Raw genomic sequence first — 21,347 nt, forward strand, 5'->3', positions numbered from 1 at the left:
CTCTCACAGGAGGCACATTAGCAGCAGCTTCAGCACAAGTCATGAATTGCATCTATGACCGCGACATTGACTATGATATGGTGCGGACTCGCAAACGACCTTTACCTTCAGGAGACATTCAACCCTATCAAGCCCTCATTTTTGCAATTATTCTTGGTACATTATCTTTTACCGTCTTAGCTTTATTTGCCAATCTCTTAGCTGCTGGCTTGGCGATGTCGGGTATTGTCTTTTATATGCTGATTTATACCCACTGGCTAAAACGTCACACTACCCAAAATATCGTTATTGGTGGTGCTGCGGGATCGATTCCTCCCTTGGTCGGTTGGGCTGCGGTTACGGGAGATTTGAGCATCACTCCCTGGCTCTTATTTCTTCTGATATTTCTTTGGACACCTCCCCATTTTTGGTCTTTAGCACTAATGATCAAAGACGATTATGCTCAAGTAGGCGTACCCATGTTACCTGTCGTAGAGGGTGAAGCTATTACTGCCGATCAAATCTGGGTTTATAGTTTGTTAACTGTACCCTGTAGCTTGCTACTAGTATTTCCTTTGGGTGCATCGGGAATCTTCTATCTTGCGATCGCGCTCTATTTAGGGTACCATCTATTACGGAAATCTTGGCAACTCAAACAAGACCCTACCGATAACCAACTAGCCCGTGGTTTGTTTAAATACTCGATTCTTTACATGATGTTATTGTGCGCAGGAATGGTAGTGGATAGCCTACCCATCATGCATTTTTAACCAACGGTCAGAGAGACCCCGCCTTGAAAAGACGGGGCTTCCTCTGACTTCGTAAATATTGTTAATCGAAAGACGATCGCTTTAAAAAAGCGGTCTTTTTTTTTGAGAGTAAGTAAAATATATTGTTGGTGACCGTTGGTCAACTGGCTCTGCACTTTGCAAAAGCTGTATCCCTTGGCTTCAAAAACCCCAAAAAAATCACAATGGTGCGCTATTGAGAGAGTCAGAGAGACCCCGCCTTGAAAAGACGGGGCTTCCTCTGACTTCGTCATAACAATCGGCTTAAAAACACCTATCCCAAGATAGCTAATGTGTCATCTTCTGATGTGTCACTCTTTCAGATAAGATGAAGATTGCCGATCTTAAAATATAACTTGTCCTATAGGAAGCGATATTAATCCGCCCCGTTTCCTCTCCATTTATCTTATTTGGAGTATCTAGCGGAAAAAAAACATGAATCCAGAAATATTTGAAAAAGTCAAATCAATTGTAGTCGAGCAACTAGAAGTTGAAGCCGATCAAGTTACTCCTGAAGCAAGCTTTGCCAACGATTTAGGCGCAGACTCTTTGGATACAGTAGAGTTGGTTATGGCCTTAGAAGAAGAATTCGATCTTGAAATTCCCGACGAAGCAGCAGAACAAATTGATACTGTGGGTAAAGCAGTAGAGCATATTAGTTCTAATATAGAAACCACCGCATAAATCTAGATTAGCATTGGGAGTTCTGGTCTACAGCAAAACAATAATTTACGGAGTCAGACATAGTTAAGAGTGGTCAATCAAAGAGCGATCGCAAACCTTGGTCTCCGTTCAGTAATTAAGTAAACATAACACAGCAGCATTCTGGTACGAGAATTAGAGGGCAAAATGACAAACTGGGATATCAAACGAGTAGTGATAACGGGTTTAGGCTCGATTACTCCTCTTGGAAATAATCTTGAGGACTATTGGCAAGGACTTTTAGAAGGTCGTAATGGCGTAGGAAAAGTAACTTCATTCGACATTTCTCAATTTGCTTGTCAAATTGGGGCTGAGGTCAAGGGGTTCGATCCTAATGATTATATGGACAAAAAAGAAGCCAAAAGAATGGCTCGTTTTTCTCAGTTTGCCATTGCAGCTAGTAAACAAGCTTTAACCGATGCGAAGTTGGTCATTGACGATCTCAATGCAGATCGAGTAGGAGTTCTGATCGGTACAGGGGTGGGCGGAATTCGAGTGATGGAAACCCAAAATGAAATTCTGCTAAACAAAGGACCAAGACGAGTTAGTCCGTTTACAATTCCTAGTCTGATTGCTAATATGGCTGCTGGTTTGACCGCTATTCATACAGGAGCAAAAGGACCTAATTCTTGTACGGTAACAGCTTGCGCTGCTGGCTCTCATGGGATAGGTGATGCTTTCCGTCTCATTCAAAGAGGCTATGCAGATGCCATGATTTGTGGTGGTGCAGAAGCAGCTATCACTCCTTTATCTTATGCAGGATTTTGTTCTGCCAAAGCATTATCAACCCGTAATGACGATCCTCAGAGTGCCAGTCGTCCTTTCGATCTCAATCGCGATGGTTTTGTCATGGGAGAAGGTTCGGGAATTCTGATTCTAGAAGACTTGGAACACGCCCTCCAAAGAAATGCCAAAATCTATGGTGAAATTGTCGGTTATGGTATGACTTGCGATGCATACCACATGACATCCCCAGTACCAGAAGGATTAGGAGCAGCTAGAGCTATTGAATTAGCCCTCAAAGATGCGGAGCTAGCTCCAGAAGCCGTGAGCTACATTAATGCTCATGGTACTAGCACCCCTGCTAATGACTCCACCGAAACCAAAGCGATCAAAAAAGCTCTGGGCAAAAGTGCTTATGATGTCGCAATTAGCTCGACTAAGTCGATGACAGGTCATTTACTTGGTGGTTCAGGAGGAATTGAAGCTGTAGCCACGGTAATGGCGATCGCTAACGAGCGAGTTCCTCCCACAATTAATTTAGAAAATCCAGACCCCGAATGCGATCTTGATTATATAGCCAATAAAAGTAGAAAATTAGAAGTTGCTGTAGCACTTTCTAATTCTTTTGGTTTTGGAGGTCATAATGTTACCCTGGCATTTAAAAAATATAGTTAATTCAGGGTTCATATATCAGAGCAATTAGCGTTAAACTCGATTATTTGATGTTTGGTATCACTAAAAAGTATTAATAGCGATAAAAATTGCCCCAGATAATGAAAAATGAATCGAGAACTGGGAAAAAAGCTCTTTTTGAGTCCTAGCTAAGACCTCAGTAATTCTAACCATACTTGCTCGTCGATCCCAACAATGGGATGATGATAGTGAGCCTTGGGGCAACCCACAGACATCAAGTTTGAGAACGCTCAAATTTATTTTTTATCTGTAGTTTAGTTAGATAACGATTATGGTAGTTGCCACCCAGTCAGTAGAACAACTTTGCATTAATTCAATTCGTTTCTTAGCGATCGACGCAGTCGAAAAAGCTAATTCAGGACACCCAGGGCTGCCTATGGGGGCTGCTCCAATGGCTTTTGTCCTTTGGGATCGCTTGATGCGCTACAATCCCAAAAATCCCAATTGGTTAAATCGCGATCGCTTTGTCCTATCTGCTGGTCATGGTTGTATGTTGCAGTACGCTCTGCTTTATTTGGCAGGCTATGACAGTGTAGGTATTGAAGATATCAAGCAGTTTCGTCAATGGGACTCTAAAACACCAGGACACCCTGAAAATCACATTACTAAAGGCGTAGAAGTAACTACTGGTCCTTTAGGACAGGGCGTTGCTAATGGTGTTGGTTTCGCAATGGCAGAAGCACACATGGCTGCTAAATTTAATAAACCAGATTCCCAAATTATCGATCATTACACCTACGTCATTGCTGGTGATGGTTGTAACATGGAAGGCATTTCTGGAGAAGCAGCTTCTTTAGCAGGACACCTTGGTTTAGGGAAGTTGATTGTACTTTACGATGACAACAGCATCTCTATTGAAGGAAGTACTGATATTGCCTTTACCGAAGACGTTAATAAACGTTTTGAAGCCTATGGCTGGCACGTACAGCACGTAGAGCAGGGTAATGGTGAAGATAACGGTAGTCTTGATTCGATTGCGAAAGCTATTGAAGCAGCCAAAGCAGTAACCGATAAACCCTCTTTTATTAAGGTGACTACTCTTATTGGTTACGGTTCTCCTAATAAAGTAAATACCTACGGCGTTCACGGTGCAGCTTTAGGTACAGATGAAGTTAAACTAACTAGAGAAAATCTCGGTTGGAATTACGGTGAATTTGAAGTTCCTGGAGATGCTCTAGCTCACTTCCGTAAAGCAGTAGACCGTGGTGCAGAAGCAGAAGCAGAGTGGAATAAAACTTTTGCTGATTATAAAGCAAAATACGCAGATTCGGCTGCTTTATTAGAACGGATGGTAAGTGGTGAACTTCCTGCAAATTGGGCTGATTGTTTACCCACCTACACCCCAGAAGACAAAGCAGAAGCAACTCGTAACACCTCTGGTAAAATTTTAAATACGATCGCAGATACCCTACCAGAATTAATTGGTGGTTCTGCCGACCTTGCTCCTTCTAATAAAACTGCCCTCAAAAATACTGGCGACTTCCAAAAAGGCTCTTATGGTGAGCGTAATCTACACTTTGGTGTTCGCGAACACGCCATGGGAGCAATTTGTAACGCGATCGCTCTACACGGTAGTGGTTTAATTCCTTACGGTGCAACTTTCTTAGTCTTTACTGACTATATGCGTAATGCAATTCGCTTATCAGCGTTAGCTGAGGCTAGAGTAATTTGGGTAATGACTCATGACTCGATTGCTGTAGGAGAAGATGGCCCTACTCACCAACCTGTAGAACACGTAGCATCTTTACGGATGATTCCTCAACTACAAGTTTTCCGCCCTGCTGATGGGAATGAAACTTCCGCAGCTTATAAAGTGGCAGTAGAAAGTAAAAAGCATCCTACTTTGATTGCTCTTTCTCGTCAAAACTTACCTCAGTTAGAAGGTTCTTCCATTGAGAAAGCAGAAAAAGGTGGTTACGTCCTCTCCTGTGGCTTTGCTCCTGAAGAGTTAGATCTGATCTTCATTGGTACTGGTAGTGAGTTAGAGCTTTGTGTAAAAGCAGCAGATATCCTCAAAGCAGAAGGCAAAAAAGTTCGTGTAGTTTCTCTTCCTTGCTGGGAATTATTTGAAGCACAAAGCGAAGAATACAAAGAATCTGTATTACCTTCTGTAGCTAAGAAACGTTTATCTGTAGAAGCTGGTACTACCTTTGGTTGGCAGCGTTACACGGGAGATAACGGCGCATCTGTGGGTATTGATACCTTTGGTGCATCTGCTCCTGGTGACGTGGCTCTCGATAAGTTTGGCTTCAACGTGGATAACGTAGTTGCTACTGCGAAAAAAGTTATTGGTTAGTCATTAACCAAATTAACTAATTTTGAGTTTCAACCAGTCTCCTCTTTTGGGGAGGCTTTTTTTATTGCTCTAAACTAAAAAATCATGTTTGACTAAAATATCTGCTAAATTAATTTCTTTTTCCAGTAAACAAGCATGACCGCTATCGGGTAGCACTTCCATCTTGGAGTTGGGAAATATATCGATCAATTTAGAGGCTTCTTCTACTGAAGGTAACAAGCGATCGCGATCTCCAGCAACGATTAAGGTAGGTTGCTCAAATTGCTTTCCTTGAAATGGCGTGACCAAAAATTCCTGCAAAAGGGATAAACGCCAACTCACAACCTCTTGAGAAAGAGATTTCATGGCTTTTAATAACACTTTGCGATCGCTTTTTTCAATTCTATTCAATTCTGCTAAAAAAGGTAATAAACCCAACGCCGAGTTGCTATGTAACCATTCTGGTATCCAGCGAGTTAGATTAATTCCCCAACTTAAAACGGGTTGTTGGTTAAAAGATGATGCAGGATTAATTAAAATCATACCTGCAAATAATTGGGGTGCAGCTACCGCCACAGATATGGATAAACAACCGCCAAAAGACTCCCCGCAAAGATACACTTGCTCTGGATAATTGTCTGATAACTCTTGTTTTAAACTGTTAATAGTCGCGATAGTTAGTTGTTGCCAATTACTTAAATCTGTACTGGGAATCGACAAACAACGAACATTAAAATGGGGTGCCAATTTAGGTATCTGATTGTGGAATAACTCTCCTGTACCATCCATTCCAGGCAAATAAATTAACAAGGGAAGATGGGTATTATCTGACTTTTGAGGATTAAATAAATTAACTGAAGAATTATTAATTTTACTTGTACTATTGTTAAAAGTTATCACGTTTTATTTTTTATTATCTCATCGATCGACCAAATCCAGTTTGAAAACAGAATTTTTTAACTGTTGGGGAGTTTGAGGGGCGATAAGTCCCACGCCATATTCGCGAGATTTACCGTTGGAAGTAGTCACGATCGTGTTTTGGGGGATTGGTCAGGAAGGAATAAGTAATAGGTAGCCAGAAACAAGTAATATTTCGATGAATTATCTGATTAACATCTGACTATTTGCTACCTGCTACTTGCGTCAGACCGCTTCTAACTCGGTGATTTCCAGGCTTGAAGTTAACTTGAGTAACGGTGACTTTAATTAGCCCTGCCCATTTAACACCCTTCTTTAAGTAATTCGGCAATTTGTGTTTGACAGTAATTAGTGAGGCTATTTACTAACTGTTTCGCCTGTTTTCCTTGATATTGCTGTTTTTTATCACGATTAATGGAATAAGGGCGACCGAATAATAAGTTAACACGATGATACATGACCATCGGATGCATACCATCACGGTGGAAAAGTGGTTCAGAAGCATCAAAATTGGTAAGCCAGCGAATGGGAAAAGTAGGAGAAATAGTCTCGGACAAAGAGGCGATCGCAACTGGTAAAATAACTAAATTGTCCACAGGCATTTTATAAGCTAAATGAGCAAATCCACGCTGAAATTTGCCGATTTCTCTCGGATTAGTCTTTTCTACCATGGGCTTTGTTCCTTCAGGGAATAAGCCTACCCATTGTCTAGAAGCAAGTAGGTTTTCTGCGGTAGCAAAAAAATGTTTTTGTTTTTGTCCTGGTGCAGCTAAAGGAAAACAACCCAGCAAATTAACAAATTCTTTCAATCCTGGGGTTTGTCCCATGTAGTGGTGACAGGCAATTCTTAATTCATAAGGAACAGAACTAATCAGTAAAGCAGCATCTAAAAAACTGCGATGATTGCTAATGACAATTACTGGTATATCTTGAGGAATTCGATGTGCATAATAAATCTGTTTTTTGATGTTTAAAGAAGCTATCAGCGATCGCGCAATCCACTGAGGACTATTGAAAGGCATAAGTATAAATACAGTCGGAAATTTTCGTAAATGAACTAAAAACTAGGTATTTTTACTGCTGAAAATAAAAATTTAAGATTTATTACAATCTATACTATTTGTTAGAATCGCGAGTCATTAAGTTATTATCGCTCAAGCAATTTGTTAAATAAATCAAATAAGTATTAAGTATTTTCCACAGTACGAAGCAATTATCTTGCGATCGACAATACTGTATATTGTATAACTTAATTAAAGAACAAATAAACTAAACCATTATAAACACTAGAATTGTAAAGCAAACCCCAAAAGCATCTTTGCTGACAGGGTTAAAACCTGTTTCTCCGTACTGTTATAGATGAATAAAATCCCAGAGCCTAAAAAATTTGTTGTTACAACCCCTCTTTATTACGTTAACGATGTTCCCCATATAGGTAGTGCCTATCCGACAATGACTGCGGATGCCTTGGTTCGTTGGCAGCGTTTACAAGGTAAATCAGCATTACTGATTACGGGTACAGATGAACATGGTCAAAAAATCGAACGTACCGCAGCCGATAAAAGTTTACCACCCCAGGAATATTGCGATCGTATAGTACCTAGTTTTAAAGATTTATGGAGTAAATTAAACATTCAATACGACCGTTTTAGTCGTACCACTGCACCCAAGCATCAAGCAATTGTTAATGACTTTTTCCAACGAGTTTGGGACAAAGGAGATATTTATCTAGATCGTCAACAGGGTTGGTATTGCGTCTCTTGTGAAGAATTTAAAGAAGAAAAAGATCTCAACGAAGAACAATTTTGCCTGATTCACACCAACAAAAAAGCAGAATGGCGCGATGAAGAAAATTACTTTTTTCGTCTCTCTAAATACCAATCACAACTAGAGGAAATATACGCCAAAAATCCTGATTTTATTCAACCAGAAAGCCGTCGTAATGAAGTAATCAATTTCGTTAACCAAGGTTTAAAAGATTTTTCTGTTTCCAGGGTTAATCTAGATTGGGGTTTTCCCATGCCAACTGATAGTAAACATACTATTTATGTTTGGTTTGATGCTCTTTTGGGTTACGTTACCGCTTTACTCGAACCAGAGCAAGCACCCACTTTAACCAATGCTCTCAGTCAAGGATGGCCCATCGATCTCCACTTAATTGGTAAAGATATATTACGTTTTCATGCGGTTTATTGGCCAGCGATGCTTTTGTCTGCGGAATTACCTATACCTAAGAAAGTGTTTGGTCACGGTTTTCTGACGAAAAATGGACTCAAAATGGGTAAAAGCCTGGGTAATACTCTCGATCCTTTCGCTTTAGTAAATAAATACGGTGCGGATGCTGTACGTTATTACTTTTTAAGAGCGATCGAGTTTGGTAAAGACGGGGATTTTAATGAAGCTCGTTTTGTGGATATTCTCAATGCGGATTTAGCAAAAAACCTGGGCAATTTACTTAACCGTACCTTGGGAATGTTGAAAAAATATTGTCAGGGAAATGGTCCTCAATTAAAACTAGAAAATTATCCAGAAGATGATCCTTTAAGGATTATTGGTAGTAATCTCAATCAAAAAGTAACTATTGCCTATGAAAATTTACAATTCAAACAAGCTTGCGAAGCCATACTAGAATTAGCTAACGCTAGTAATAAATATATTGACGATCGTGCACCTTGGATTTTATTCAAAGAAGGTAAACAAAAAGAAATAGAACAAGTACTATATGCAGTACTAGAGTCTATTAGATTGTGTGCTTATTTGTTATCCCCTATTGTGCCTCATCTCAGCAATGATATTTATCAACAATTGGGATTTAATTTCGATTTTAATAATAAAACTCAAATTAACTCATCAGATATTTTCTCTCAACACTCTCAATGGGGGCGATTGACAGCAAACCGAAATCTTAATAAAGCTCGTCCCGTTTTCTCTCAATTAGAACTATCATCAGAGGTGTCATTGGATAGTTAAATTTTTTTTAATACCCCCATAGTAATTAAAAAATTGACCGTCTTGTGGAGAAAAGCAATTTGACCGCTAAAATAACTTTTTTCTAAAATAATAAAGAGGCTATAAAATGTTAGAAAATTTTGAAAGTGATCCGATCTTCACCCCCGAACAGATATTAGAAAATAGGGGTCGTGTAGCGATTTTTATTGATGGCTCAAACTTATTTTACGCAGCATTACAATTAGGCATTGAAATTGACTATAGTAAGCTACTGTATCGCTTAACCTGTGGTTCTAGACTTTTGCGCTCTTTCTTTTATACAGGAGTAGACCGCACCAACGAAAAACAACAAGGCTTTTTACTTTGGATGCGACGCAATGGTTATCGAGTAATTGCCAAAGATTTGGTACAGTTACCTGATGGTTCAAAAAAAGCTAATTTAGACGTAGAAATTGCCGTAGATATGATGGCTCTAGTAGGTGCTTATGACACTGCTGTCTTGGTGAGTGGGGACGGAGATTTAGCCTATGCAGTAGACGCTGTTAGCTATCGTGGTGCGCGGGTAGAGGTAGTTAGTTTACGCTCTATGACTAGCGATAGTTTAATCAACGTAGCAGACCGCTATATCGATTTAGACCAAATTAAAGAAGATATTCAAAAAACCACAAAACACAATGATGCTTATCATACGTTCTCAGGATTTGGTATCTTAGATGAAAATAAAGCTAAATCTTAGATAGTGAAAAATCAGCAGCTATTTGTGAAGAAGTATCTGTTAACAAAAAAATATAGCCAGAATTTTTCTCGTATTTTGTGGCACATAATTCAGAAAATAAAACTTTTAATTAATACCAAAGAGCCAATAAAGACTCTATTTTCTCCCAGTCTCTTATTGCTCTTTATTTTTTTATTCACTGCTTGTCAAAACAGCCAGCCAGATACTACTGTAAGCGAAAACACACCAACAAATGTTAGTCGTCTTAGTACACAATTAACTCTCAATGATGCGGTATTAGAACAGTCCAACCAAGAAGGTAATTTAGTCTGGAAAATTAAAGCAAAACGCACTACTTATAGTGAGGATCGTCAAATTGCTTATCTAGAAGACATTACCGCCAATCTATTACAAGATAAAAAAGTTATTTTGAAACTCAAAGGAAAACAAGGAGAAGTTTTAGAACAAGGAAATGTAATCTTACTGAGAGAAGAAATAGTAGCTAGTGACGCTCGAAATCAAAGTGTGTTACAAGGTAATGTTGTAGAATGGCGACCTTTAGAAAATGTCTTAATTATTAAAGATAATTTGCAAGGGAATCATCCTAATTTAGTTGTTACCGCTAATACAGCAAAATATTTTACCGATACAGAAAGTTTAGAACTAACAGGTCAAGTAGTAGCTAATACTTTAGAACCTAGTTTATTATTAGAAAGCGATCGCCTTTTATGGCAGATTTCACAACAAAAAGTAATAGCAGATGATCCACTTAAGGTAGTTCGTTATCAAAAAGAAACTATCACAGACCGTTTGTTAGCAAATAATGGTGAAGTAGATTTAAACCAGAATACTATTACTCTGAATAATAATGTCGAATTAACTTCAGTTGAACCCAAATTACAAGTTGCTGCTAATTCGGCAATCTGGGATTATCAACAACGTTTAATTAGTAGCGAGCGACCGATACAAGTGTTAGAGCGCGAACAACAGTTAGATATTACAGGAAATCAAGGACAAATTGATTTTCAAACAGAAATTGTTACTTTAAAAAATGGAGTAAAAGGCATTAACAATCGCGAACAAGCAACCCTTTACTCTCAGCAAGCAGTGTGGAATATTCCTAAAAAGGTAATTATTGCTACAGAAAATGTTATTTATAACAAAGCCGAACCTAAATTTGATTTAACAGGAGACAAAGCAGTCATTAAACTAGAAGAAAATAAAGCAATTGTCACCAGTAATAGACCAAACAGAAAACCAGTAGTTTCTATTGTTAGTAACTCACCAGAATAAGTCAGTCATAGTAATTCTTTTTACGTAGGGGCGAATATAATTTGCCCTTAATTTACTTTAGTAAGCATCGTAACTGTAGTTTAGACTAACGAAGAGGTAAGAACAAAAAAATGAACGCTGAAGAATATCTAAGCCAAAATAAAGCAGAGATCGCCAAACAGTGTCAAACTATTGCCGATAGTGGCTCTAAAGCAATTATTACCGCCAAAAAAAGCGGTGAAACTTATGTATATAAAGTCAGTACGGTTGAAGAATTCAGCAATACAATACCCGACGATAAATTTTTCAAACCCATGAGAGATGGAATCAATAATGCTGTCTTAAACAAAGTAATTCCGATCGTCATTTTTGAAGAACAAAAAGTACGAATAATCAGTCTTCCAGAGCATTTTAATCCCATACCATAATTCAGATTTTTATCACAAAATCGATAAAGCCTCTGTGTTCAGATTGTGGTACGACTTAGCCAAAGAACTAGGTTATTTATTGTACTTCTTAAGAAATTAGAAAAGGGGAATAATGGGTAATGATCTCTGGTGACTAGGAGAAATGGGAGATCGTAATCACAGCTTAAGTATTGCAGCCAAGTTTAGAATTATTATAATTACCAATAATAATAATGAATACTTGAATGTTAAAATGAGCCATTATTCTGATTTGAAATGGATTTCACTAGAAATTGAAGAAGAGTTACAAGAATTAAAGAATACAATAAAATATACAAATAACAAGCAAATTAATAATTATTTTGATTCTAATATCATAGAGAATTGTCTACAAGAATTAAATAGCTTAATTGGCTTAAAACAACTAAAAACAGAAATCAATAATCTAATTAACTTTTTAAAAATCCAACAACAGCGACAAGAATACGGATTACCTCAAGTTCCGATTACTCTTCATTTAGTATTTTGTGGTTCTCCTGGTACTGGAAAAACAACAGTAGCTCGACTTATTGGCAAAATATACAAAGAATTAGGTATCTTAAAAAAGGGACATTGCATCGAAACAGATCGCTCTGGAATGGTAGCAGAATACGTCGGACAAACTGCACCTAAAACAGAAAAACTAATTGAATCTGCTTTAGATGGAGTACTTTTTATTGATGAAGCTTATACTTTAAAACCAGAAAATGCAGGTAAAGATTTTGGACAAGAAGCGATTGATACATTACTAAAAAGAATGGAAGACTATAGAGATCGGCTAGTAGTCATTGTTGCAGGTTATCCTGATGAAATGTCTCGCTTTATTGAATCTAATCCTGGTTTAGAGTCTAGATTTACGAGATACTTGACTTCTGAAGATTATCAACCAGAAGAATTATTGGCAATCTTTTCAAAGATTTGTCAGTCTCATCATTATCAGATAGATTCTGATGCTAAAGAAACTTTATTAAATAAATTTACCGATTTATATCAAAGCAGAGATAAAAACTTTGGTAATGGGAGATTAGCCAGAAATATTTTCGAGAAAACTCTTGAAAAACAAGCAACTAGATTAGCTCAACTTGCAAATGTTAATCAAGAAATTATGACGACTATTACTCAAGAAGATATCTAGCAATTTTACTTGATTTAAAATATACATTTTTTATTTTGTAGTAGGGTGGGCATTGCCCACCCTACAATCTTTACAATACTAAGAATCAATTTTTAGCACTGCCATAAACGCTTCTTGAGGTACATCTACAGTACCAATAGCTTTCATGCGTTTCTTACCTTTAGCTTGTTTTTGCAGAAGCTTCTTCTTCCGAGAAATATCACCACCGTAACACTTAGCAAGAACATCTTTACGTAATGCAGGAATATGTTCGCTAGCAATTACTTTTGCTCCAATAGAGGCTTGAATGGGTACTTTGAACTGATGACGGGGAATTAACTCTTTTAGTTTTTCCGTTAATGCACGACCTACATAGTAAGCTTTGTCACGATGGACAATAGTAGATAGAGCATCCACTTTATCTTTGTTTACCAGAACATCTAACTTAACCAGAGTATTTTCGCGATAGCCAATAAGTTGATACTCCATACTGGCATAACCGCGAGAACGAGACTTCATGCGGTCGAAGAAATCAGTAACTACTTCTGCAAGAGGAAGTTCGTAAATCAAACAAGTGCGGTTAAGGGTGAAATACTTCATATCTTTAAATTCACCGCGACAAGTTTGGCACAGCTCCATCAACGTCCCCACAAAGTTTTCTGGAGTTATGATTTCTACTTTAATATAAGGTTCTTCGATTTTCGTTCTTTTCTGGGGGTCTGGTAATAGAGAAGGGTTGTCTATTTCTAATACTTCATCTTCAGTAGTCGTTACGCGATAAATTACCGATGGAGCAGTCGTAATTAGTTCGAGATTATATTCTCGCTCCAACCTTTCTTGCACAATTTCCATGTGGAGTAAGCCAAGGAAACCACAACGGAAACCAAAACCCATTGCACTAGAAGTTTCTGGCTCATAAGACAAGGCTGCATCGTTGAGCTTTAATTTCTCTAAAGCATCTTTCAAATCTGAATATTGATCGGAATCGGTAGGGAATAAACCACAAAAGACCATTGGTTTCGCTTCTGTATAACCAGGTAAGGGTTCTTCTGCGGGAGTTTGAACTAAGGTAATCGTATCCCCAACACGAGCATCTTCTACAGTTTTAATCGCTGCTGCAAAGTAACCTACTTCTCCTGCGTGAAGTTCATCTATTTCTATCTGATTAGGGGATAATACACCCAATTCATCAATTTCGTACTCTTTACCCGATGCCATTAAGCGAACTTTATCGCCTTTTTTCACTTCGCCATCCATGACGCGGAAATAAACAATTACCCCACGATAAGCATCATAATAGCTATCAAAAATTAAGGCTCTGAGGGGTTTATCTACTGTATCTTCTGGTGGGGGTACTTTCTGCACAATAGATTCTAAAATATCATCTACCCCAATACCTGCTTTGGCAGAGGCTTTAATGATATCGGTGCAGTCTAAACCTACTACCTCTTCAATTTCACTGGCTACTCGTTCGGGTTCAGAACCAGGTAAGTCTATTTTATTGAGTACGGGAATAACTTCTAATTCGTTTTCGATAGCCAAATAAACATTCGCTAGAGTTTGTGCTTCGACACCTTGAGAAGAATCAACAACCAGTAACGCGCCTTCACAAGCAGCTAACGAACGCGATACCTCATAAGAAAAGTCTACGTGTCCAGGGGTATCAATTAAATTTAAAACGTATTCTTCACCATCTTTAGCAGTGTAGTTCATTCTCGCTGCTTGGAGCTTAATGGTGATTCCCCGTTCTCGCTCCAAGTCCATGTTATCGAGAAACTGCTCTTTCATTTCTCTTTGAGCAACAGTCTTAGTTACTTGCAACATTCTATCTGCCAAGGTAGATTTACCGTGGTCGATGTGAGCGATGATGGAAAAGTTACGGATACGAGAGACGGGAACGTCGGTCATATATCTATTATTTAAAAATTAAGATTAGCAATCCTTAACTTATTGTAATGTCGTTTCTTAAGATTTTTCGGTTGTTGCTGAAAATTTATAGATTTGATGGGGTTTTGTTGAAGAGCGAGTTGGGAGTTGGGTGTAGGAATACTACTTTATTATAGTATCTTTTAGGGATTTTGCGATCGCCTTTGACAAGCTATCACATAAATCAATCACAATTTGATAATTGAGATCACTTACGTTTATAGGCATCATAGATAGCTTGGTTTAGGAAAACTAACTATAATTCTTCAGGTAAAATATTTAAGTGCAATGAGAAACTTAGCCAGTATATTCGGCAATCCAACCACCAAATAAAAAAGCATTATAAAACTTGGTAATTTTGCTGAATCCAGCAGTCTGTAATAGTTCGATGATTCTTGCTTCAGGCACAAAATAAATAGAATTGTTAATAGAATTCTGGAAATTTTCTTCTGCCTTTATCCTAGCAGTTTCATCTAACTGGCTAAAGTATAACTCTTTCCAAGACTGCATCAATTTAACAAAATAGGGTAATGAGATATCGCCAAAAAGATCGGCTAAAATCAACTCTGCTCCTGGTTTTAAGCGATGAGCGATATTTTTTAGTAATTTTAATTTTGAGCCATCATCAGGAATAAAATGCATCACTAACATTAATGTAGCTGCGTCCATAGGCTCTGTTTTTGGTAAGGTATCAAGATAGCCTAGATGCAGAGCTACTTGTTCGAGAAATCCTTGATTAATAAGTTCTTGTTTCGCAATTGCCATCATTTCAGAAGAAGGATCGACTCCTGTTAAAATCCATTGGGGATTTTGTTGACAGTAGTTAATTAGTTCCATTCCAGTTCCCGAACCTACGACTAACAATCTAGCTGATGTATGTAAACTTGTCTGCAATAGACTTTGCGCCATGCTGTGTAAAGCTTGATAGCCTGGAATTGCTTTGCGAATATCCAAATCGTATTGGCTAGCGCGATCTCGATCGAACTCGATTCTTGCTTCTGTTGCCATGCTTGTACCTCTAAAAGATAATAAGTAAGGTGGGTATTGCCCATCTCACATTTAATCATTTCCTAAAATAATTAATTGCCTTGATTGTAAAGAGCGCACTTCCGCTAATTCTAAATTATGCTCTTTTAATAATTCTGCTACAGTTGATTTTTTCTCTGCATTCCTATCGCAAGCTTTTAAAAAAGCTAACTCTGTTTCTGTGATACTTACCATCTGATAATCGTAATTTAAAAAGCTCAAATTGGGATAGCCTTCCATACAAGAATGGCGTTCGGGAATTGCAGACAATAAAAGATTATCATCTGACCAATCTACTTTAGTTAAATGAGGTTTAGTTAAGAAAAATTCGTAATGAGTTAAACTAGGATCGAGTAATTCAATTAAACGATAATATTCGCGATCGCTCAAGTCTTTTGCTCTTGCCATCAAGTCATTAGATTGACCAACTAATCTTTCTAAATCCCAATATTTCGGATTAGAAAAGCCGACAAATTCTAAACCAGAAGCTTCAATTAATTCAAATAAAGTATTCACATTATAATCAATTTCTTGGGGATGAACATACATATCTGCAAAAGCTTCATCCCGATGATTTTCCAATGACCAGCGTTCTTTTTCTTGTTTTAAAATACGGTTATGTTCGGGTAAATTAGCAAAAATATCTCTACCTACTTTTACTCCATCTACATAGTCACCCCTTTTATCTCCTTGAAGTAAAGAAATAGCTTTTTGCATTAAACTAATTTCCCAACGTCCTAATTCTGCATAGACGAAAATATGTAATAATCCCCCTGGTGCGAGTTTTTTGGCTAATGCTTGAATTCCCTTTTCTGGTTCGGGTAAATGATGCAATACCCCCACACAGTTAATTAAATCAAATTCTCCTGGTAATGTAGCAGCATCTTCTAACTTCATCTGGTAAAAAGAAATCGGCTGGCTATGGTTGGCAATTACTCCCGATCTGCGACATCTTTCTTGCGCTACTTCTAAAGCCTTTTTACTGATATCAACTGCGACAATTTCCGCTTCTGGATTGAGATGAATTAAATAGTCTGTACCCGAACCAGTACCACAACCAGCATCTAAAATACGGATATCATTGCGGGGTGGTTTTTGTCCAACACAGAAATTATAAGCTGTAACCCAATTCCATCGCCAATTATACCCAGGAGGAGTATCATCGGTTAGAGGATCGGGAGGAAAGGGATAGGTATTATATAGTTGGGCTACGGCGTTATTAACTGCTTGTGAATCGGGCATTATGGTTACTAATTATCTTAATCGGAGACATATTTAGTCATTATTCCATTATGAGGGCGATAGTTGATTCTTAATTGTGACGATCGCTATTAATCATTGATATAGTTATATTTGTAGGGACTTTTCATGAAACATCCCTACAAGGTTTGTGTGTCTTAACCTTCGCTTCAACTGCTATAGCTATTTATAGCCAGGGAAATTTAATACAGAGAAATATCACTAATCCTTAACTGTAATAATTTCTTAAAATCCGTATAAATATTGAGTTGATTACTGACTGGTTGGGGAATTTTAGATTAAAAGAAGAAATTTTAGCGATTGATGACTCACGTTGATGAAGTTGCTTTAAAGCAATTAGACTACAAATTTTTATTGTTCGTTCATCTTATTTGTGCCGATAAGCAAATTCATTCTGAAGAGATTAAGTATCTTAAAAAATTAGGCGATCTCGCTAACATCTCACAAGCAACCAAAGATGAGATAGAGAAAATTTTCGCACAAGATAGCCATCATCTCACCATCAATTGTATTACAAAACAAATTTCTATAGGCGAACAATCAGAAGTAATGCGACAAATCTTAGCAATTGCCTATGCAGATGGTTATTTTGCACCATCAGAACGCGAAATGCTAGATCGCCTTGCTAGTCTTTGGAGTTGGTCGCAGACAGAGATGGATCGCATGATTGCTGAGGTGGAAAGTTCGAGCGATCGAGGTAGTAATAACGACGATAGCGATCAAACTGAACTATCTTTTGCTGCCAAACTATTAAAGAATGAAAAAAAGTCAGCTTTATCCCGCGCCATAATCGACATGGCTACTAAAGTTGCACCAGAAGTAATCGGACAAAAAGTCGAACGGCTAGAGCGAGAAATTCTATTATCTGGAGCCGAATATGATGAAGTAATCAAACATTGTTCTAAAATTGCTCAAGAAGATTATCAGTATGCAGAATTAGCTTTCAAGAAGACGGAATCAACTCTCAAAACTTTAATCCTAAGTTTAGAAGAAGTAATTGCCAGAATTGACAACGACAATAGTAAAGCCAAAACTGCTAAAGAAGTTGCCAAACAACTTGAAGACAGCAAGCAATCTCTTGATGCAGAAATTATTAAAAAATTAGCTCAAGTTAAAGAATCCCATCAAGCCAAACAAAGAGCTTTGAACCAGTTTAGTATTGCTTTTATGGGTAGAACAAAAGCAGGTAAAAGCACATTACACTCAATTATTACTCAAGATGGTTGGGAATCAATTGGAGTAGGAAAACAGCGCACTACTCGCTTTAATCGTGTTTACCAATGGAAAAATATCCGCATTATTGATACCCCTGGTATTGGTGCTGCTGATGCTGGCGGAAGAGATGATGAAGAGATTGCTAAAAGTATCGTCGATGAAGCGGATGTTATTTGCTACGTCGTCACTAATGACAGTATTCAAGAACCAGAATTTCAATTTTTAAAACTACTCAAAGAAAAAGCTAAACCCTTAATTATTCTGCTCAATATTAAATATAATCTTCGCGATTCTCGACGCTTACAACACTTCCTTAAAAATCCTAATAAACTATTTGTTAAAGATGGTAAAAGTGGTATTAGCGGACATATAGATCGCATTTGTCGTTATGCTAAACAATACTATGCTAATGATTACTTTGATATCGTTCCTGTAATGCTGTTAGCAGCACAACTATCTAGTGAGCCAGAACATCAGAAAGATAAAGATAAGCTATATAGAGCTAGTAGAATACAAGACTTTCTCGACTCAATTCGGGAATCATTAATTAAACATGGAGCAATAAGGCGATCGCAAACTTTTTTAGGCTCTACGGTAGGCGCAGTTGAATATCCTAATCAGTGGATAAAAACACAAAAAAAAGCGTATCAAAGTTTTAGTAATACGCTGAAATCAAAACAGGAAAATATACGTTGGGATATCAAGAAAGCTCAAAAAAATAGTTGTGAATATTTAGAAAAACAAATTGAAACTATTTTTAAAGATATTATCAATGCTATTTCTCAGTTTGCAGAGGATAATTGGAAAGCCGATGAATATACACTAAATTGTGCTTGGAAACAAAAAATAAAAGATATAAAACTGCAAGAGCTTATTCAAATATCTAATAAAGAAGCTGTTGAAAAATTCAATCAAGCTGTGAAAGAATCTTTAGAAGAAGTAGAAAAAGAATTAATATTAACTTCTCAATTAAATTTTGGTGAATTTGAACTACAAAGCCAAAATGTCTTTGATAATAAAAACCTATTGAAAATAGGAGGTAGTATTTTAGCCGTAGTAGGAGCAGGTTTAATGTTTTTTGCTCCTCCGATTGCTGTTGCGGTAGGTTTATTCGGTACTGGATTAAATCTTATTTCTAATTTGTTTACTTCAAAAGCAGAAAAACGTCGCGAAGCTGTTGCACAAATTTCTGATTCTCTTCGTTCCCAAATAAAGCAACAAAAACAATCTGTTCTGACCCAATCTATTAACAATCTTGAATTATATTGTTCTGATATATCTAAAGAGATCGCCAGTTATTTTAAGAAATTGACTGAAGGTTTAGATGATATATCATATCAACTAGAAAATGCTCGCAGTAGCTTAGATATTATAATCGATTATCTCAATTATGGATATGCCAAAAGAATTATTGATTGGACATCAGAACAATACGAACCTTTAACTGTTGCCAATGCAAAAAAAATAATTGCTAAAGTTGATAGGAAATTTGGACATTGTCTAAAAATTCAGACTAAAAATGAAATTGAACACCAAAAACCTTTAGAAGAGATTAAACATATCTTACAAGAAGATATTGCGATAAATTCTTCTAAAACCTACTAATATTCAAACTAAATAAAGCTAATAATATTTCACTCAACTACAACTATCCGTCAATATTACAATACATATAATCATGAATCATAACCAAAAAATTAATGCTGTTGCTATTACTCAAGGATTCAATAATGCTTGCAGCAATTTCAATAATTTGCTCTCACAAAATTCAAATAAAACTTTTAATCATATTAGAGAAAAAATCAATCTAGATTTAAATGAATAAAAAAGAAAGGGTTTGATTAGCGTTGCTTTTATTGGACAATATAGCGCAGGTAAATCAACAATCATTTCTGCACTAACAGGAAGAAGAGATATCAAAATAGATGCTGATATCGCAACAGATAAAACCGTCAGCTACAACTGGAATAATATCAAGATAATCGATACTCCTGGGCTATTCACAGATCGCCAAGATCACGATGCTATTACTTATGAGGCGATTGATAAAGCTGATTTGTTAGTTTTCTCCCTGACTTATATGCTGTTTGATTCCGTAACAGTAGAAAACTTTAAAAAGCTAGCTTATGAAAAAGGCTACGCTTGGAAAATGATGCTTGTCGTCAATAAAATGTCTGACGAAGCAGGAGAGGAAGCAGCAAAAATAGCTAACTATCATCATAGTTTAGCAGAAGCACTTAAGCCTTATTCTCTTGATGATTTTCCTGTCTGTTTTATTGATGCTAAAGACTATTGTGATGGTGTTGATGAAAATGATGATTTCTTATGTGAAATTAGTCGTTTTGAGACATTGATTCAAGAATTAAATCAATTTGTCGAGCATCGTGGCTCTTTAGCAAAATTAGATACTCCCGTTCGTATTGCCTTAAGTGCAGTTAACGAAGCACAAGCAGAACTCGCTCGTAATTCTGGAGGAGATGCAACCTATTTTGAAATCCTCAATCAGCTATCTCGTAAAGTAAAAAACGAACGTAACCGTGTCAAAATTAAAATTCAAAGTATCGCTTTAAAACTATCTTCAGCAATCGCTCAAGAAGGAGTTCAACTAGCTAACTATATTGGCAAGGTAAACAGTGAAACTGATTGGGAGTACAAACAAAAAACAGTCAATTTAGAAATAGAAAGACACTACGAAAAAGCGATCGCAAAATCTAATACATGGATGAAAGAACTAATAACTATCCGTCAAGAATTTGAAACCATTTTAAAGAAAATTAGTCTTGCCAATCAAAATTAACTAATAGTTGGTAATAAATAAAATAGCAAACACTTTTATCATAATTATTCAAAAAATACGCTCATTTTTATTTATCAGTAAACAAAAAAATAGAATATATTGTTCATTTAAAAAATAGAAAATATATTATTAAAAATACAAAATACCAAACTAAAAATAATCCAGCAATAGTTAAAGTAAATTCAATTCTTTTACGATAAATTTTTAATGCTGTATCCCAAGAATATTGAAATGGTAATTTCAAATCATTCCGTTTCATTATTATTTAACCTATTAAATTCTTCTCTAATCTCTATCCAAGCTTGAATAATTACTTTGATTGTATCTTTAATCAAAAATACAATGGTTGAAACTATTGTTGAAATACCTAAACCCCAGATAAATACATTCAATACTATTTTATCTATTTTTGATTCAAGAGTGAAAAAATCTACGGCTTGATTAAGTAACCATGTAACCAGACACCACAATAAAAGAAAAGCTGTATCCACAAAAATAGACAGCCATAATTTTATCTTTTCATCGTCCATTACAACTACTTACCCAATT

18 protein-coding genes are annotated in these 21,347 nt (G+C 36.8%); 11 read left to right on the forward strand and 7 right to left on the reverse strand.

All coding sequences use genetic code 11. The features are described 5' to 3' along the window. Positions 1-749: heme o synthase (locus tag H1P_RS16840; protein ID WP_144869450.1), on the forward strand; the 749-nt coding region annotated here is incomplete at its 5' end. Here the strand turns inward: H1P_RS16840 and H1P_RS16845 are convergent. Then, the gene (locus H1P_RS16845; protein WP_144869452.1) at positions 746-1,021 is read right to left on the reverse strand and encodes a hypothetical protein; all 276 of its coding nucleotides are present in this window, start codon (positions 1,019-1,021) and stop codon (positions 746-748) included. The genes H1P_RS16840 and H1P_RS16845 overlap by 4 nt on opposite strands. A 181-nt stretch (positions 1,022-1,202) precedes the next feature. Between H1P_RS16845 and acpP the strand changes: the two genes are divergently transcribed. The 3 genes from acpP (at position 1,203) to tkt (ending at position 5,181) form a co-directional block, all read left to right on the forward strand. Further along, positions 1,203-1,451 (forward strand): acyl carrier protein, encoded by a 249-nt coding sequence (acpP, locus tag H1P_RS16850; protein WP_144869454.1) that lies wholly within the window; start codon positions 1,203-1,205, stop codon positions 1,449-1,451. 165 nt (positions 1,452-1,616) lie between these two features. Beyond that, on the forward strand, positions 1,617-2,867 hold the full coding sequence (gene fabF, locus H1P_RS16855) for a beta-ketoacyl-ACP synthase II (protein WP_144869457.1): 1,251 nt from the start codon (positions 1,617-1,619) through the stop codon (positions 2,865-2,867). A gap of 289 nt (positions 2,868-3,156) precedes the next feature. Continuing rightward, positions 3,157-5,181, forward strand: coding sequence for a transketolase (gene tkt, locus H1P_RS16860; RefSeq protein WP_144869459.1), 2,025 nt, complete (start codon positions 3,157-3,159; stop codon positions 5,179-5,181). Between the two features lie 69 nt (positions 5,182-5,250). Here tkt and H1P_RS16865 read toward each other — a convergent pair whose 3' ends face one another. Both H1P_RS16865 and H1P_RS16870 read right to left on the reverse strand, forming a co-directional pair. Beyond that, positions 5,251-6,060 carry an alpha/beta fold hydrolase gene (locus tag H1P_RS16865; RefSeq protein ID WP_246141756.1) on the reverse strand — a complete coding sequence of 270 codons (810 nt, stop codon included), beginning with the start codon at positions 6,058-6,060 and terminating at the stop codon, positions 5,251-5,253. A gap of 320 nt (positions 6,061-6,380) precedes the next feature. Beyond that, on the reverse strand, positions 6,381-7,100 hold the full coding sequence (locus tag H1P_RS16870) for a lysophospholipid acyltransferase family protein (protein WP_144869461.1): 720 nt from the start codon (positions 7,098-7,100) through the stop codon (positions 6,381-6,383). Positions 7,101-7,437: 337 nt separating this feature from the next. Here H1P_RS16870 and metG point away from each other — a divergent pair, with 337 nt between their 5' ends. The 5 genes from metG to H1P_RS16895 all read left to right on the forward strand — a co-directional run bounded on the left by metG (position 7,438) and on the right by H1P_RS16895 (position 12,595). Continuing rightward, a complete protein-coding gene (gene metG, locus H1P_RS16875; RefSeq protein WP_144869463.1) occupies positions 7,438-9,048 on the forward strand; it encodes a methionine--tRNA ligase in 1,611 nt (536 codons plus the stop codon). Positions 9,049-9,154: 106 nt separating this feature from the next. Then, a complete protein-coding gene (locus H1P_RS16880) occupies positions 9,155-9,763 on the forward strand; it encodes a LabA-like NYN domain-containing protein (RefSeq protein WP_144869465.1) in 609 nt (202 codons plus the stop codon). Between the two features lie 3 nt (positions 9,764-9,766). Further along, positions 9,767-11,035 carry an LPS export ABC transporter periplasmic protein LptC gene (gene lptC, locus H1P_RS16885; protein ID WP_144869467.1) on the forward strand — a complete coding sequence of 423 codons (1,269 nt, stop codon included), beginning with the start codon at positions 9,767-9,769 and terminating at the stop codon, positions 11,033-11,035. Between the two features lie 110 nt (positions 11,036-11,145). Next, positions 11,146-11,442 carry a hypothetical protein gene (locus H1P_RS16890; protein WP_144869469.1) on the forward strand — a complete coding sequence of 99 codons (297 nt, stop codon included), beginning with the start codon at positions 11,146-11,148 and terminating at the stop codon, positions 11,440-11,442. Positions 11,443-11,584: 142 nt separating this feature from the next. Then, the gene (locus H1P_RS16895) at positions 11,585-12,595 is read left to right on the forward strand and encodes an AAA family ATPase (RefSeq protein ID WP_222427092.1); all 1,011 of its coding nucleotides are present in this window, start codon (positions 11,585-11,587) and stop codon (positions 12,593-12,595) included. A 78-nt stretch (positions 12,596-12,673) separates the two neighbouring features. Here H1P_RS16895 and lepA read toward each other — a convergent pair whose 3' ends face one another. From lepA to H1P_RS16910, 3 genes are all read right to left on the reverse strand, one after another. Next, a complete protein-coding gene (gene lepA / locus H1P_RS16900) occupies positions 12,674-14,482 on the reverse strand; it encodes a translation elongation factor 4 (protein WP_144869471.1) in 1,809 nt (602 codons plus the stop codon). A gap of 315 nt (positions 14,483-14,797) precedes the next feature. After that, a complete protein-coding gene (locus H1P_RS16905) occupies positions 14,798-15,508 on the reverse strand; it encodes a class I SAM-dependent methyltransferase (protein ID WP_144869473.1) in 711 nt (236 codons plus the stop codon). A 51-nt stretch (positions 15,509-15,559) separates the two neighbouring features. Then, complete coding sequence (locus tag H1P_RS16910) at positions 15,560-16,768, reverse strand: class I SAM-dependent methyltransferase (RefSeq protein ID WP_144869475.1); 1,209 nt, start codon at positions 16,766-16,768, stop codon at positions 15,560-15,562. A gap of 321 nt (positions 16,769-17,089) precedes the next feature. Here H1P_RS16910 and H1P_RS16915 point away from each other — a divergent pair, with 321 nt between their 5' ends. Together H1P_RS16915 and H1P_RS16920 are read left to right on the forward strand one after the other, a co-directional pair. Continuing rightward, on the forward strand, positions 17,090-19,606 hold the full coding sequence (locus H1P_RS16915; RefSeq protein ID WP_144869476.1) for a GTPase: 2,517 nt from the start codon (positions 17,090-17,092) through the stop codon (positions 19,604-19,606). A 232-nt stretch (positions 19,607-19,838) separates the two neighbouring features. Next, the gene (locus tag H1P_RS16920; RefSeq protein WP_222427093.1) at positions 19,839-20,798 is read left to right on the forward strand and encodes a GTPase; all 960 of its coding nucleotides are present in this window, start codon (positions 19,839-19,841) and stop codon (positions 20,796-20,798) included. A 245-nt stretch (positions 20,799-21,043) separates the two neighbouring features. On the opposite strand, the gene H1P_RS16925 is transcribed toward H1P_RS16920, so the two are convergent. Beyond that, on the reverse strand, positions 21,044-21,328 hold the full coding sequence (locus H1P_RS16925; RefSeq protein WP_144869478.1) for a hypothetical protein: 285 nt from the start codon (positions 21,326-21,328) through the stop codon (positions 21,044-21,046). Positions 21,329-21,347 lie beyond the last annotated feature (19 nt).

Origin of the sequence: Hyella patelloides LEGE 07179 (genome assembly GCF_900659865.1) — a bacterium.
Classification (GTDB): domain Bacteria; phylum Cyanobacteriota; class Cyanobacteriia; order Cyanobacteriales; family Xenococcaceae; genus Hyella; species Hyella patelloides.

Excerpts from the sequence above, each read along its gene's own strand:
- H1P_RS16845 (WP_144869452.1), bottom strand. The coding sequence starts at position 1,021 with ATGACGAAGTCAGAGGAAGCCCCGTCTTTTCAAGGCGGGGTCTCTCTG.
- H1P_RS16925 (WP_144869478.1), bottom strand. The coding sequence starts at position 21,328 with ATGGACGATGAAAAGATAAAATTATGGCTGTCTATTTTTGTGGATACA.
- fabF (WP_144869457.1), top strand. The coding sequence starts at position 1,617 with ATGACAAACTGGGATATCAAACGAGTAGTGATAACGGGTTTAGGCTCG.
- H1P_RS16880 (WP_144869465.1), top strand. The coding sequence starts at position 9,155 with ATGTTAGAAAATTTTGAAAGTGATCCGATCTTCACCCCCGAACAGATA.
- H1P_RS16910 (WP_144869475.1), bottom strand. The coding sequence starts at position 16,768 with ATGCCCGATTCACAAGCAGTTAATAACGCCGTAGCCCAACTATATAAT.
- H1P_RS16895 (WP_222427092.1), top strand. The coding sequence starts at position 11,585 with ATGGGAGATCGTAATCACAGCTTAAGTATTGCAGCCAAGTTTAGAATT.
- acpP (WP_144869454.1), top strand. The coding sequence starts at position 1,203 with ATGAATCCAGAAATATTTGAAAAAGTCAAATCAATTGTAGTCGAGCAA.
- tkt (WP_144869459.1), top strand. The coding sequence starts at position 3,157 with ATGGTAGTTGCCACCCAGTCAGTAGAACAACTTTGCATTAATTCAATT.
- H1P_RS16915 (WP_144869476.1), top strand. The coding sequence starts at position 17,090 with ATGACTCACGTTGATGAAGTTGCTTTAAAGCAATTAGACTACAAATTT.
- H1P_RS16870 (WP_144869461.1), bottom strand. The coding sequence starts at position 7,100 with ATGCCTTTCAATAGTCCTCAGTGGATTGCGCGATCGCTGATAGCTTCT.
- H1P_RS16905 (WP_144869473.1), bottom strand. The coding sequence starts at position 15,508 with ATGGCAACAGAAGCAAGAATCGAGTTCGATCGAGATCGCGCTAGCCAA.
- H1P_RS16890 (WP_144869469.1), top strand. The coding sequence starts at position 11,146 with ATGAACGCTGAAGAATATCTAAGCCAAAATAAAGCAGAGATCGCCAAA.
- lepA (WP_144869471.1), bottom strand. The coding sequence starts at position 14,482 with ATGACCGACGTTCCCGTCTCTCGTATCCGTAACTTTTCCATCATCGCT.
- metG (WP_144869463.1), top strand. The coding sequence starts at position 7,438 with ATGAATAAAATCCCAGAGCCTAAAAAATTTGTTGTTACAACCCCTCTT.